The following is a 14,017-nucleotide window of genomic DNA, read 5'->3' as shown; positions in this document are numbered from 1 at the left end:
GACGGACTCCCGGGCAAACAGGGGCTGCCGGTGCCGGGCTGGTGCCCGGCGACCGGAGCCCCCTGGCAGGCTCAGTCCGCGTTGGGGAGAGTCCCCTTCCCATCACCCTCCAGGGTCTCGTTCCCCCGCACCCGGTGGAATACCGCATACAACACCGGCACCGCGATAAGCGTCAGTACCGTTGCGAAGCCCAGGCCGCCCATAATCGTCACCGCCATATCCGCGAAGAAGGCGTCGAAGAGCAGCGGCGACATACCCAGGATGGTAGTCACTGCGGCGAGGGATACCGGCCGCAGGCGGCTGACGCTGGCCTGCTGGATCGCGGTCAGGCGCGGCAGGCCGGCGTGGGTCTGGATCTCGATTTCATCCACCAGCACCACAGCGTTCTTGATCAGCATACCGGACAGGCTCAACACCCCCAGCAGCGACATAAAGCCAAACGGCAGGCCCGAGACCAGCAGGCCGACAACCACACCGACCAGTGACATGGGCACCACCAGCCAGATAATCAGCGGCTCACGCCAGGTGCCGAACAGCAGGATCGATACCAGGATCATGATCAGGAAACCGATTGGCAGGCCCTTGCCCAGGGACTGCTGTGCTTCCGTGGAGCGCTCGTATTCACCGCCATATTCCAGCTTGTAACCGGGCGGTAGCTGCATACTGTCAGTTACGCCACGAACCTGCCCGAAGGCCGCCATGGCGGTCATGCCCTCCGGCGCATCACCGCTGATGGTAATCGTGGGGACGCGGTTGCGACGCTGGATCAACCCCTCCTCGGCGGTGGTTTCAAATTCCTCCACCAGCTGCCCGGCGGGAATATAGCCGCGCTCGTTGGGGCTCCATACCAGTCGGTCCGGTAGCGAGCCCACTTCGTTGCGATCACCCTCGGGAAGGCGTGCAACAATCGGGATAATCCGGTCGCCGCTCTCGAACTCTCCTACCCGGTACCCCTGGGTTGCAAACTGCACCGTGCGGCTGATATCCACACCGGTGACCCCGGCTACCCGGGCCCGCTCTTCGTCCAGCTCGGCCCGGATTGTCGGCTCGCGCCCACGCCAGTCATGGCGCACATCCTCCAGTCCCTTGTCGCGGAATAATTGTTCCACATCACCGGCCATCGCCCGCAGCTGGTTGAAATCGGGCCCGGATATCCGCACCTCGACATCGGCGCCACCGCCCGGGCCAAACACGATGCGCTTGAAGGTCACCAGCGCATCGGGATGCGCATCGCGCAGCTCGGCTTTCGCCCGCTCAATCAAAACCGGGATCTGCTCGCGACTCTCCGTGCGCACGATCAGCTGCCCGTAGGAGGGGTTCGGCGGTTCCGGCGCATAGGTGAGCATAAAGCGGTCGGCGCCGCGCCCTGCGACCGCGGCGACAGATACCACGCTGTCCTGCGACTGCAGGAAATCCGTCGCTTCCTGCAGGGCGCGGTCGGTGCGCCCGATATCGCTACCCTGGGGCAGGTGATAATTCACATAAAAGAGCGGCGCATTGGAATTGGGGAAGAATCCCTGCTTGACGAAGCCGAATGCCCAGTAACTCACCATTGTCACCGCCAACAGGACTGCGATGGTCAGGCCGCGGCGACGCAGTGACCCGGACAGGGCATTCGCATACATCTGGTAAAAACGGCCGCGGTATGGATCCTGCGAATCGGAATCCTTGCCCGGTTTGAAAAGGTGGTAACCCAGGTAGGGAGTGATGGTGATCGCCAGCACCCAGCTCAGTAGCAGCGAGATACCGATCACCGCGAACAGTGAGAACAGGAACTCGCCGGTGGCATCGTCGGAGAGACCGATCCCGGAAAACGCCATGATACCGATAATGGTTGCGCCCAGCAGCGGCCAGAATGTCTGGCGCACCACCCGGGCGGCGGCATGCTCGGGTTTCTCTTTCTTCTCCACCCCCATCAACATGCCCTCAGCCACCACAATCGCGTTGTCCACCAGCATGCCCATGGCAATGATCAGCGCCCCGAGGGAAATCCGTTGCAGGTTCAGCCCCAGCAGGTTCATGATCAGGACGGTACCCAGCACCGTCAGCCCCAGCACGGTGCCGACCACAACCCCCGAGCGCCACCCCATAAACAGGCACAGCACCAGGATCACAATCACCACCGAGGACACCAGGTTGAAGAGGAAGCCGTTCACGCTGTCGGCCACCACCCGGTGCTGTTCGTAGATGGGGAATATCTCCACACCAAGCGGCAGGCCCTGCTCCAGTTCAGCCAGTTTACGCTCCACCGACATGCCCACATCGACGATATTGGTATCCTGGCCTCCGGCGACGCCGAGCAGGATCGCCGGCTTGCCGTTGTAGCGGGCAATAAAATCCGGGTTCTGCTCGTAACCGATGGAGACGTCGGCAATATCGCGCACGGCCAGCATAGCGGTGGAGCCGGGCACGCCGACCAGGATGTTACGAATGCTTTCCAGGTCATTGGCCGGGTTGTCAACGACGATGCGGGTGCGCAGGTCCTGCCCCTCGATCTCACCGACCTGCTGCACGGCGCTTTCTGCCTGCAGCACCTGCGACAGGTCGTCGAGGGAAAAGCCCAGCTGCGCCAGGCGCGACTCATCGATATCCAGGTAGGCGACTTCATCGATCACCCCAGAGCGGGAAACCTTGGCCACCCCTTCCACAGTCAGCAATTCACGACGAATGGCCTTGGTGATATCCCGCATCTCGCTTTTCGAGAACCCGTCACCAGTAATGGCATAGTAGATCCCGAACACTTCACCGAAATCGTCATTCACCACCGGCGGCATTGCCCCCCGAGGTAGCTGCCCCTGGGCATCACGCACCTTGCGGCGCAATTCATCCCAGATTTGCGGCAGCTGGCTGGAATCGTAGTGGTCCTCGATTTCCACTCGAATTTCCGACATGCCCGGCCGGGAGGTGGAAGTAATATCCTTGAGCTGCCCGAGCTGCTGGATCGCCACCTCGAGCTTTTCCGTAACCTCCTCTTCGACCTGGCGCGCACTGGCGCCCGGATAGGCGGTGAATACCCGCGCCTCCTTGATGGTAAACGCCGGGTCCTCCAGCCGACCGATGTCGGCAATACCCCATAGCCCGCCGAACAGGCAGATAAGCATCAGCAGCCAGGCGTAGACCGGCTGCCGGATAAATACCTCAGAGATCTTCACTGCGTGTCTCCCCTGACAACCCGATTACTGGCGCTCGCCGGCATCGCCGACATAGTTCCGGACCTTTGCCCCCTCATAGAGGTGCTGCCCGCCGGCTGCCACCAGGCGGGCGCCGGTCTCCAGGCCCTCAGTGATCTGGACGGTATTGCCGTCGGTGGTTCCAAGTGCTACATCAACACGGGATACCGAGCGGTCTTCATTGATCAGCCACACATAGGGGGTGCCATCGGCATTCGTCTGCACCGCGGACAGGGGCACACGCATTTCTCCCCGGGCCTGCTTCAGGCGCAGGTTAACCCGTGCAGTCATGCCCGGCAGGATCTGGACATTGTCCGGACGTGGCATGCCCAGCTCTACCTGGTAGGTCTGGGTGACGCTGTCGGCCTCAGCCTGGTGCTCGCGGTACTCGAGCGGGAATGCGCGACCGGGCAGGAATTCAAAACTGGCGGTAATCGACTCCACCCGGTCAGCATCGATGGTGGCCAACAGCTTTTCCGGCACCGAGACCTGGACCCGCACCTCGGACACATTCTGCAGGCGCACAATCCCCTGTCCGGGCTGCACATTGGTGTAGTTCTCCACCAGCTGGCGGGTCACCAGCGCATCGAATGGCACCGTCAGTTTTGTGTAGGCCAGGTCCTGCAGGGCATTTTCCAGCGCCACCTGGGCCAGCTCGTAGTTGCTCTCGGTTTCATCCAGTTGCTGGGCAGAAACCATATTGCGCGCGGCAAGGGTCCGCTGGCGGTCCAGGGTCTTTTCCAGCAACTGCACATTGACCCGGGCCTCCTTCACCCGCCGGCGGAAATCCGTGTTATCCAGCACGGCAATCAGCTGCCCCTTGGGGATGATCTCGCCCTCGCTGAACTTCACCTCCTGCAGTTTGCCGCCCACCTGGAATGACAGGTCCACGGTCTGCACCGCCTTTACCCGGCCGGCAAACTGGCGCGCTGCAACGTCGCCACCACTGGAAACTGCGGTGATCTTCACCGGCCAGATACGCTCGGTTTTTTCCTCGCCCGACTCCCTGTCGCTGCAGGCTGCTATTGCCGTTACCGCCACCAGGGCAACCAGTAAACGGCCGGCTTTACCAAAAAATTCCATATTGGGGATCCACAAAATCATTGGGTGGGAAAACGAAAAAACAAAGGCTGCATCAGTCCAGCTCTTTGCACATAGCGACCAGGCGTTCGCGCAGTCGCTCGATACCCGGGTCGCCCGGCTCCAGCACGCCGAGCACGCGCCCGAGGAAAATGCCCCGGGCGGCAAACACCAGCAGCTGCGCGAGCTCCGGGTCGCTGGAACGTTTACACACCTCCTGGCGCAGGTATGTCTCTTCAGCCTTGATGGGCTCCAGCAGCGAGGGGTCCTCGGCCACCGCCGCAATCAGTGAGCGGGGCAGGCCCTCGTCATCCGCCATCAGCGCAAACATGCACTGGACCCGGGTGGCCAGCTCGCTACCCGGCCCCTCGCCCCCGGGCGCACCGCATCCGAGCCGGATTGCCTCCTCCCGGGCGATGGTGGATTCGATCATGGCTTTCAGCAGCGCCTGCTTGGTGCGGAAATGGTGCAGCAGGCCGCCCTTGCTCAGGCCGCACTGGGCGGCAACGGCGTCGAGCGTCAGCTTGCGCGCGCCCTTTTCCCGGATCACCTCCTCGGCGGCCCGGATAATGGTGTCTTTGTCGACCTTTGACACGTGACCTCCCAGACACTTCCAGTCAAAACCAACCAACTGGACGGTATGGTAGCAGTGAACTGTCGGCCGTCAATAGACAGAATGTGACAATGCCACCCCATGGCGATAATTGGCGGGATTTATCACTCTTGCCGCACCATTTCGACAGGGTTGACCAACTATCCGCAGGCCTGTGATTCGCTATGCTTGGAGACTTCCCGGCAATTCCTCCCAACGCGAAGGTGGTCGCTTTGGCATCAGCGCAACACAAGCTCGGATTCAATGGCACCTGGTCAATGGCCGTGGGCGGCATGATCGGCGGTGGGATCTTCTCCACCCTCGGCGTGGTGGTCTCGATTGCCGGCCCCTGGGCCTGGCTGAGCTTCCTGGTGGCGGGACTGATCGCCCTGGCGGCGGGCTACAGTTATGCGCGGCTGGCCGTGCATTACGGTGAGGGCGGTGGCGCCTTTACCTACCTGAACCGTGTTGGGGCCCACAACCTGGCCGGCAGCCTGGTCTGGGTGCTGACCGCCGGTTACGTGCTCACCAACGCGGTGTACGCGTACACATTCGGCCAGTACCTGGGCCATGTCGCCGATCTCGGCTCCTGGTTCCCGCGGGCAATCAGTGTTGCCGTCATGGCGGCGTTTATCGGCCTGAACCTTCGCAGCGTCGGCGAGGCCGGCGGCGTGGAAATATTCCTGGTGTGGGCAAAGCTGCTGGTACTGGTAGGGCTCGCCACCTGGGGGCTCGCCCGCTGGGATCCACCGATGCTGTCCCGGGGCGTCCCGGACGCGGGATTATTGGCTGCCATATTCGGCGCGGTATCGGTATTCATGGCGTACGAGGGCTTCCAGCTGATCAGCTACGACTACGACGATATTGAGTCCGTGGACCGCACCCTGCCCCGGGCCATGCTGTGGGCAATCGCGGTGGTTATCCTGGTCTATATGCTGGTGGCCATCGGCACCACGATGCTGATCGGCGCCGACCGGGTTGTCGAGCACGAGGAAGTCGCCCTCGCCTATGCGGGGCGGGAGGCCCTGGGCCTTGCCGGGCTGGTGATCGTCACCATCGCCGCCGCCTTTTCCACCGGCTCAGCAATCAACGCCACCCTGTTTGCCACCGCCCGCCTCACGCACCAGGTAACCCGGGGCGGACAATTCCCCGCATTCTTTGATCACCGGAACAACGTCGGCGTACCGGATCGCGCCGTCGTTGCCCTCGGTGCGGCTGCCGCGCTCCTGGCGGCACTGGGAAACCTGACCGCATTGGTGGAGGCCGCAAGCCTTGCCTTTCTGGTTACTTTTGCCGTGGTCTGCGCGCTGGCATTCCGGGAATCCGCCGGACACCGCGCGATTACCGGCTTTGGCGCTCTCAGTGCGGGGGCTGCCGCTATCGCGCTGGTGAAAGAATTGGTGGATACGGCCCCCATCGCCCTGGCCCTGCTGGCTGCCCTCGCACTGATTGCGATCTTCTTACGGCCATGGCTCCTGAAACATGTGCGCACCCTGCAACCTGATAAGAATAACGACACTCCAGGCAGCAGGGATTGAGGCCCGCTCGCCACAGCGCGAAATGCTATGATTCCGCACAATGGTTTCCCGACGCAGGATCGAGACAGGCTTGGAATGGAAAACGCGACGCAGCCTGAAGAAAGCTGCAAAACTGGTTGCCGGTGCTGACGGCCTGCTGATTGCGGCAGGTGCAGGTATGGGCGTCGATTCAGGCCTGCCGGATTTTCGCGGCAATGAGGGCTTCTGGAAGGCTTACCCGGCCCTGCGCCACTCCGGGGAATCTTTCGCCGATATCGCCTCCCCGGTTACATTTGCCGCTTTTCCGGAACGGGCCTGGGGATTTTACGGCCACCGCCTGAACCTCTATCGCGAAACACAACCACATGAAGGGTTTCGCCTGTTACGGCAGATGGGCGAGACTTGCGAGCGCGGTTACTTTGTCTTTACCAGCAATGTAGACGGGCAGTTTGAAAAATCAGGCTTTGCTCCCGAGCGCATCAACGAATGCCATGGCTCGATTCACCACCTGCAGTGCCTGAACGACTGCCGCGGGGAAATCTGGCCTGCGGGTGAAATAAATCCTGAAGTCGATACCGGGCGCTGCCTTGCCACCGGCGACCTCCCGACCTGCCCGCACTGCGCGGAAGTTGCCAGGCCCAATATCCTGATGTTCTCGGACTGGGGTTGGAATACAGCACGCCAGGAGACCCAGCAGGAAAAATACCAATGCTGGCTGCAATCCGTATCAAACCTCGTGGTTATCGAATGCGGTGCAGGTACGGCCATACCCACTGTACGCGAGGAATCCGAGGCGGTCGGCGGCCGCCTGGTACGAATCAACCCGAGTGAGCCGGAATCCGGGCTTGATGATGCCATCGAGGTCCGCATGGGGGCCCTGGAGGCCATTCGCAGTATTGCGGCCATGCTGTAAACGGCTGTCCCGGCTGGCCGCGAAACTGTTAAGATCTGGACCTGACAGTAACACCGAATCCAGACACGATGCCCGACACCCCCTGCCCCTGCTGCTCGGGAAAGCCCCTTGAGCAGTGCTGCCAGCTCTATCTTTCCGGCAAGGCCTACCCGAATACTGCCGAGGCCCTGATGCGCAGCCGCTTCAGTGCTTTTGTAACAGGCAACCTGCCCTACCTGCGCAAAACCTGGCACCCGGATACCTGCCCGGAGCTGGATGAAAGCGAGATGGATACACAGTGGACCCGGCTGGAAGTAGTGCGCAGCAAACAGGGCCTGAAAAAATCGATCGTCGAGTTCAGGGCTTATTACCACACAGGGGAAGGAGAGCGCGCCATGCATGAGATTTCACTTTTCCGGCTGTACCGGAAACGCTGGGTCTATGTCGGCCCGCTGCCGGAGTGGCCCTGACCCGCCAGGGCATCCACGAGGAAAGGAATCGCGAACATGAATCCCAGGGCGCAATTTTCCCGGCCGGCGACGCTGCTGGCAGCCGCACTGGTGCTGGCCGGCTGTGCCTCCAATGAACCGGTACTGCCGGGCTACCAGAACCAACCCACCACTGACCCCCTCAATTGCGACAGCTATTCCCTGACCCGGGACGCCCAGGTGCGCCGTGACGGCGACTTTTCCCTGGTACTGACATTTTCCGGTGGGGGGCACCGCGCCGCGGCCCTCGCGTACGGGGTGATGCTGGGCCTGAAGGAAGTCTCCCTCACTACCTCGCAGGGCGAGCAGGAGAGCGTCCTGGACGAGGTGGACATGATCAGCTCGGTGTCCGGGGGAAGCTTCCCGGCCGCCTACTACGGGCTTTATCGGGACCGGATTTTCTCAGACTTCGAGGATGACTTCCTGCGTGCAGACGTATCGCGCAGCCTGGTAAAGCGCCTGCTGGACCCAAACGCCCTGTTTGGTGACCGTCGCCGTACCGACCATATTGTCAGCTACTTCGAGGAAACCCTGTTCCGCAACAAGACCTTCGGCGACCTGAAACAGGCGGGCGGGCCACTGATAGTCATCAATGCCACCGACCTGGGGCGCGGGGTACGCTTCTCTTTCCTGCAGGAATACTTCGACCTGCTCTGCTCGGATATCGACAGCTACCCCATCTCACGGGCGGTGACTGCATCGGCCGCGGTACCGCTGGTGTTTAACCCGGTGGTGGTAAGGAATTTCGGTAACTGCCGACCCACATGCCAGTCCATGGAACTGCTGCAACAGGCACAATACGACCACGATTCGATGCAGGTGCGCGAACTGGCCCGCGACCTGGAGAGCTATGAGGATGCACAGCAGCGCCCATTCATCCACCTGATCGACGGCGGCATCACCGACAACCTGGGCCTGATGGCCATCTATGAAATGGTGGAGATCACCGGCGGCGCGACGGAGTTCCTGCGCCGGCTCGACGCCACTGCCATGCCGCACTATGCAGTGATAAGCGTGGATGCCTCGACCAACGCCCCCACGGTCATCGAGCAGTCGACCCAGCCGCCAACCGTAAAAGACACCATCAACGCGGTCACCGAAGTGCAACTGCACCGCTACAACGCCGCCACCATCGACCTGATGGGGGACCGGCTGGAACGCTGGACCGGCGAACTCGCCGACCAGGGGATCGACGTCACACCGCACTTTGTACGGATCCGTTTCAGCGACCTGCCGGAAGCCGAGCGCCGCTATTTCGACAGCATCCCCACCGGCCTGTCACTGACCGACATCCAGGTGACGACCCTGATCAACACCGGGCGCTCCCTGCTGTTCAACAACCCGGATTTCCAGCGGCTGGCGCAGGCGGTTGGCGCACGCATCCCGGACATCCCCGAACCCGCCGCGGGCGTATCTTCCCTGCAGCCGCCGCCAGCTGCAGGTGAAGATCGTTAATATCGCTCAACCCGGTTGCGCCCGGGGGTCCCGGCCCTGATCGACATCGCCTGCGCCTCCCGGCCTTTCGGCCCAGGCTGGAAACAGATCAACCTATGGGATTAAAGAGAAAGCATCAACAAAACGGCCAGTACGCTGCTGCAGCTTGAAATAGCCTTCAGTGCGGAGCCGGGCCAGTAATAACGGGGTAACAGTTTGGCGGCTCCGAGTTGCGGCAGACGCGGATCAGTCCGTATGGGTGAAGCGCGCTTTTTCCAGCTTCTGTTCACCATCAAACCGGTAAGCGACTAGCTTCCCTCCCCCCTTGCGCCCCTTCACCACCGAGTAGTCGAGACAGGCCACATTGTGAGTCAGTGGCCCGGGTTCGCCGTGAAGCCAGTAGTGCCCGATAAAACAGGGTATGGCATCGGGTGGATATTCGGGAACATTCTCCGGCACGCTGAGACTTGCCGCCGCTCCGATATCCACTCCCAGCGGCAGCGCAATATCCCCGAGACATGTTGCATCTTTGTTCCACCACTGGACCCGTACAGCCTTGCGGGCATTGCCGTCTTTGTCAGCAAAGGTTATTCCTTCCGGCAGTGAGACCTCATAGCCCTTCAGGAGTGTTTCCACCGCAACAAATTCGGGAGTTCCGCGCGTCGAGGCCGCCACAAGGAGCTCATGGTCCAGCCGCGCATCCGGGGCCCTGTCGCGCAGTAAGTCAACATGCTGCTGGTCCCAGCAGGCATGCACCACCCGACATCCTTCCAGTTCCAGCCACAGCGGCAGCTGGCGAAAAAAGTCCAGTACGTCCCCCTTCAGCTCTGGCAGGTGATCGAACTCGTTAAGGAAAGCCTGGTGCTGGCGGGTGTTCTTTGGGGTGCGCGGGCGCAGGGGCTCGCCTTTGTGCAGTGTATGGTAAGCCAGGGCATTGAGCTCGTGGTTACCCATCACCGCCAGGGCGTGGCCGTTGTTCACCATGGCCATAACAATTTCCAGCAACCGGCGATGCTGGCGCAGGTGCTCACCGCGGTCGATAAAATCGCCCAGGAATACGACCTTGCGCCCGGGATGGCGGAAACCGGATCCAGTTTCCCGATAACCCAGGTGCAGGAGCAGCTGCTCCAGTTCAGCGGCATGTCCGTGGATATCCCCGATAATGTCGTAGCCCTGTGGCAAAGCGCACCCCTATATTGAACTGGTAATACTGGTCAGCAACCGGGCGGTACGGCCAACCGATAATCAGATTACAATAGGCAGCATTTCACCACTACAGGCTGTCCGCTGTACATGGACCCCGAAATTCTCTTTGAAGACCCCTACCTGGTCGCCGCCTACAAACCCGAAGGGTGGCTGGTGCACCGGTCATCGATCGACCATCACGAGACTCGCTTTCTGCTCCAGCACCTGCGGGACCTCGTGGGCTGCCATCTCTACCCGATCCACCGGCTCGACAAGCCCACCTCCGGGGTAATCCTGTTTGCCAAGAGTAGCCAAGTCGCCGCCCGCGCGCAGGCGGAGCTGGCTTCAGAGAGTTCTGTGAAAGCGTATGTGGCCGTGTGCCGAGGCTGGTGCCCGGAGGAAGGCGTGATCGATTATCCCTTGCCGCCGGTCAGCGATTTCAAGCACCAGCGCAAGCGCCCCAAAGCCGACCAGCCCCGCCAACCGGCGTTGACGCGCTTCCGGCGGCTGGACACCACCGAGCTGCCCTATGCGGTCGACCGCTATCCCTCAAGTCGCTACTCGCTGGTGGAGATCGAGCTGGAAACCGGTCGCCGCCACCAGATCCGTCGCCACTTCAAGCACATTCACCACCCGCTGATCGGCTGCCCCAAGTATGGCAAGTCAGTGCACAACCGTTTCTTCGCCGAGCAGTTCGGCTGCGCGCGCCTGCTGCTGCACGCCCACCGACTGGAACTGAACCACCCCGCAACCGGAGAGCGGCTATGCATTTACGCCCCCCCGCGGGGCTGCTTTGCCTCTATGCTGGAGACGTTGGGTTGGGTGCTGCCGGCCCGCTGAACACCAGCCGAACGGCTCACCCCGCAAGCACGGGGGCTGATTTCGACTGCTCGTCGTGGGATGACTCGCCAACTGCACCCTGTTCCCCGCCATAACTCATCAACGCACCGGAACTGATCACGCCCTCCTCGCACAGCGTCGCCAGCGCAGCGTAGGCGATACTGGCGGCATCCACCTCGAAATACCTGCGCAGGTCATCCCGCGCTTCGCTCAGGCCGAAACCGTCGGTGCCTAAAACCACGTAACGGCCGGGCACCCAGCGGGAGATGCTGGCGGGCAGTGCGCGCATGTAGTCGCTACAGGCCACGACTGGACCCTCGATGCCCTGCAGCACCTGCTGCAAATATGGCTCCCGTTTTGCGCCGCGCTGCTGGCGATTGTGGCGCTCTACCTGTTCGGCGTCGCGGGCAAGCTCGGTGTAGCTGGTGACACTCCACACGTCGGCACACACGCCCTTTTCAGCCAGCAGTTCCTGCGCGGCCAGCACCTGTTGCATGATGCTGCCGCTGCCGAACAGCTGCACCCGGGGCGCGCCGCCCGGCGTCAATTCCGATTCGCGGTAGAGGTAAATCCCCTTCAGCACGCCCTCCTCGATCCGCTCGAGCGCTTCTTCCGGCAATGCGGGCATCGGGTAGTTCTCGTTGTAAACCGTGAGGTAGTAGAACACCTGCTCGCCGCGGCCGTACATCTCGTCGATACCCTCGCGCAGGATGATCGCAAGCTCATAGGCAAAGGCCGGGTCGTAGCTGCGCAGGTTGGGCACGGTGGAAGCCAGGACAGGGGAGTGGCCGTCCTGGTGCTGTAGCCCCTCACCATTAAGGGTGGTGCGCCCGGCAGTACCGCCGAGCAGGAAGCCGCGACACATACTGTCGGCCGCGGCCCAGATGAGATCACCCACCCGCTGGAAACCGAACATGCTGTAGAAAATATACAGAGGAATGGTGGGTACGCCGTGGTTGGCGTAGGCGGTGCCGGCGGCCAGGAATGAGGCCATGGCACCAGCCTCGCAGATGCCCTCCTGCAGTATCTGGCCGTCCGCCGCCTCGCGATACGGCAGCAGGCTGTCGGCGTCCACTGGCTGGTACTTCTGCCCACCGGGGGCATAGATGCCCGCCTCGCGGAACAGCGCCTCCATGCCGAAGGTGCGCGCCTCGTCCGGCACGATGGGGACTATATATTTGCCGACGTTCCTGTCCTTGATCAGCTTGGCCATCATGCGCACCACCGCCATGGTGGTGGAGATGGCGCGCTCGCCGCTGCCCCGGTAGAACTCTGCAAACAGTTTTCGCTCCGGTGCCGCCAGCGCCGCACAGTCAACACGTCGCGACGGCATGGGCCCGCCGAGGGCGCGGCGCCGCTCGCGCAGGTAACGCAGTTCTTCCGAGTCTTCCGGCGGGCAGTAGAAAGCGGCCCCGGCCAGCGCCTCCTCGTCGAGGGGAATACCCAGCCGGCGGCCGATGGCGATGCGGTCTTCCCGGGAAAACTGTTTCTGCTGGTGCGCGGTGTTCTTGCCCTGGGCCGTCTCGCCCAGGCCGTCACCCTTGACGGTTTTCACCAGGATCACCGTGGGCCGCCCGCTGCCCTCGGCCGCGCGGGCAAAGGCGGCGTGGATTTTTTTCGGGTCCTGGCCACCGCGCTTGATCTCGCGCACCTCGTCGTCGGTCAGGCTGCTCATCAGCGCCCGCAGCTCGGGGGAGTTTTCCACCCAGTGCTCGCGCTGGGCGCCACCCGGCCGGGTGGAATACAGCTGGTAGTCGCCGTCCAGGGTCTCGTCCATGCGCTTCTGCAACACGCCGCGGTGGTCGTTCTGCAGTAATGTGTCCCAGCCGCTGCCCCACACCACCTTGATCACCTGCCAGTCGGCGCCGCGGAAGCTACGCTCCAGCTCCTGGATAATCTTGCCGTTGCCCCGCACCGGGCCATCCAGGCGCTGCAGGTTGCAATTCACCACCAGCACCAGGTTGTCGAGGTTTTCCCGCGCGGCAATATTGATGGTGCCCAGCACCTCCGGCTCGTCCGCCTCGCCGTCACCGATAAAGTTCCACACCTTGCCACCGTTGGCGGGCTTGAGGCCGCGCGCCTCCAGGTACTTGGCGAAGCGGGCCTGGTAGATGGCCGACGGGGTGGAGAGCCCCATGGACGCGGTGGGCGCCTGCCAGAAATCCGGCATCTGCCGCGGATGCGGGTAGGACGAGAGGCCGCCGCCCGGCTGCAGCTGGCGACGGAAGTTTTTCAGTTGCTGCTCGGTGAGACGCCCCTCCAGGAAGGCACGGGCGTAGATGCCCGGCGCGGCGTGGGCCTGCACGTTGAGCTGGTCGCCGCCGTAACGCTCGTCACGGCAGCGGAAGAAATGGTTGAAACCCACCTCGAGCATGGTGGCGGCGGAGGCGTAGGTGGCGATATGGCCGCCGACCCCGGTGCCGCTGTCTGCCGCCTGCAATACCATGGCGATGGCGTTCCAGCGGATCATGTCCTCCACCCGCCGTTCCAGCTCCAGGTCTCCCGGATAGGCAGGCTGCGCCGACAGCGGGATGGTATTGCGGTAGGGGGTGTTCAGCGGCGCCTCGTCCAGCGGCACGCCGCTGCGCACCAGGCGCTCCTGCAGTTCGCGCAGGATTTCCCGGGCGCGGCCGGCGCCCTGGTAACGCAGGATATCGTCCAGCGCCTCCCGCCACTCCTGCAGTTCCGGGTCCAGTTCCCCGACACACTCCTGCGGATCCACTTGCATGTTCACCTCGCCCTACCCCGTTTTCAACTCCGGTCCATTCTCCAGAGGGAAAGACAGCCCGGCCCGGAAACCGGGCGGGCTGTCATCACTC

At 62.6% G+C, this 14,017-nt stretch carries 10 protein-coding genes; 5 read left to right on the top strand and 5 right to left on the bottom strand.

Features of this window, described 5'->3' with window-relative positions:
• Positions 1 to 71 precede the first annotated feature (71 nt).
• The 3 genes from ACH6CX_RS06080 to ACH6CX_RS06070 are packed head-to-tail and all read right to left on the bottom strand — an operon-like array spanning position 72 to position 4,845.
• Positions 72 to 3,152, bottom strand: coding sequence for an efflux RND transporter permease subunit (locus ACH6CX_RS06080; RefSeq protein ID WP_237063629.1), 3,081 nt, complete (start codon positions 3,150 to 3,152; stop codon positions 72 to 74).
• A 24-nt stretch (positions 3,153 to 3,176) separates the two neighbouring features.
• On the bottom strand, positions 3,177 to 4,253 hold the full coding sequence (locus tag ACH6CX_RS06075; protein WP_232941938.1) for an efflux RND transporter periplasmic adaptor subunit: 1,077 nt from the start codon (positions 4,251 to 4,253) through the stop codon (positions 3,177 to 3,179).
• Positions 4,254 to 4,305: 52 nt separating this feature from the next.
• Positions 4,306 to 4,845 (bottom strand): TetR/AcrR family transcriptional regulator, encoded by a 540-nt coding sequence (locus ACH6CX_RS06070; protein WP_232941936.1) that lies wholly within the window; start codon positions 4,843 to 4,845, stop codon positions 4,306 to 4,308.
• Positions 4,846 to 5,075: 230 nt separating this feature from the next.
• Between ACH6CX_RS06070 and ACH6CX_RS06065 the strand changes: the two genes are divergently transcribed.
• The 4 genes from ACH6CX_RS06065 (at position 5,076) to ACH6CX_RS06050 (ending at position 9,194) form a co-directional block, all read left to right on the top strand.
• Complete coding sequence (locus tag ACH6CX_RS06065) at positions 5,076 to 6,380, top strand: APC family permease (RefSeq protein ID WP_232941934.1); 1,305 nt, start codon at positions 5,076 to 5,078, stop codon at positions 6,378 to 6,380.
• A 70-nt stretch (positions 6,381 to 6,450) separates the two neighbouring features.
• A complete protein-coding gene (locus ACH6CX_RS06060; RefSeq protein ID WP_237063630.1) occupies positions 6,451 to 7,272 on the top strand; it encodes a Sir2 family NAD-dependent protein deacetylase in 822 nt (273 codons plus the stop codon).
• Between the two features lie 68 nt (positions 7,273 to 7,340).
• The gene (locus ACH6CX_RS06055) at positions 7,341 to 7,721 is read left to right on the top strand and encodes a YchJ family protein (protein ID WP_232941930.1); all 381 of its coding nucleotides are present in this window, start codon (positions 7,341 to 7,343) and stop codon (positions 7,719 to 7,721) included.
• Between the two features lie 36 nt (positions 7,722 to 7,757).
• The gene (locus ACH6CX_RS06050; RefSeq protein WP_396675170.1) at positions 7,758 to 9,194 is read left to right on the top strand and encodes a patatin-like phospholipase family protein; all 1,437 of its coding nucleotides are present in this window, start codon (positions 7,758 to 7,760) and stop codon (positions 9,192 to 9,194) included.
• A gap of 225 nt (positions 9,195 to 9,419) precedes the next feature.
• Here the strand turns inward: ACH6CX_RS06050 and ACH6CX_RS06045 are convergent, their stop codons facing one another.
• Positions 9,420 to 10,355, bottom strand: coding sequence for a metallophosphoesterase (locus tag ACH6CX_RS06045; protein WP_396675169.1), 936 nt, complete (start codon positions 10,353 to 10,355; stop codon positions 9,420 to 9,422).
• A gap of 111 nt (positions 10,356 to 10,466) precedes the next feature.
• Here ACH6CX_RS06045 and ACH6CX_RS06040 point away from each other — a divergent pair, with 111 nt between their 5' ends.
• Positions 10,467 to 11,198, top strand: coding sequence for a pseudouridine synthase (locus ACH6CX_RS06040; RefSeq protein ID WP_237063631.1), 732 nt, complete (start codon positions 10,467 to 10,469; stop codon positions 11,196 to 11,198).
• Between the two features lie 16 nt (positions 11,199 to 11,214).
• Here ACH6CX_RS06040 and aceE read toward each other — a convergent pair whose 3' ends face one another.
• Entirely contained in the window at positions 11,215 to 13,926 is a 2,712-nt protein-coding gene (gene aceE / locus ACH6CX_RS06035; RefSeq protein ID WP_396675168.1) for a pyruvate dehydrogenase (acetyl-transferring), homodimeric type, read from the bottom strand.
• Positions 13,927 to 14,017 lie beyond the last annotated feature (91 nt).

Origin of the sequence: Microbulbifer sp. JSM ZJ756 (assembly GCF_044383805.1) — a bacterium.
GTDB classification, from domain to species: Bacteria; Pseudomonadota; Gammaproteobacteria; order Pseudomonadales; family Cellvibrionaceae; genus Microbulbifer; species Microbulbifer zhoushanensis.
Note: the sequence above shows the minus strand (reverse complement) of the source record. Positions and strands in the feature narration are given on the sequence as shown.

Bases quoted from the DNA above. Each gene is read 5' to 3' on its own strand.
- ACH6CX_RS06075 (WP_232941938.1), bottom strand. From the start codon at position 4,253: ATGGAATTTTTTGGTAAAGCCGGCCGTTTACTGGTTGCCCTGGTGGCG.
- aceE (WP_396675168.1), bottom strand. From the start codon at position 13,926: ATGCAAGTGGATCCGCAGGAGTGTGTCGGGGAACTGGACCCGGAACTG.
- ACH6CX_RS06040 (WP_237063631.1), top strand. From the start codon at position 10,467: ATGGACCCCGAAATTCTCTTTGAAGACCCCTACCTGGTCGCCGCCTAC.
- ACH6CX_RS06055 (WP_232941930.1), top strand. From the start codon at position 7,341: ATGCCCGACACCCCCTGCCCCTGCTGCTCGGGAAAGCCCCTTGAGCAG.
- ACH6CX_RS06050 (WP_396675170.1), top strand. From the start codon at position 7,758: ATGAATCCCAGGGCGCAATTTTCCCGGCCGGCGACGCTGCTGGCAGCC.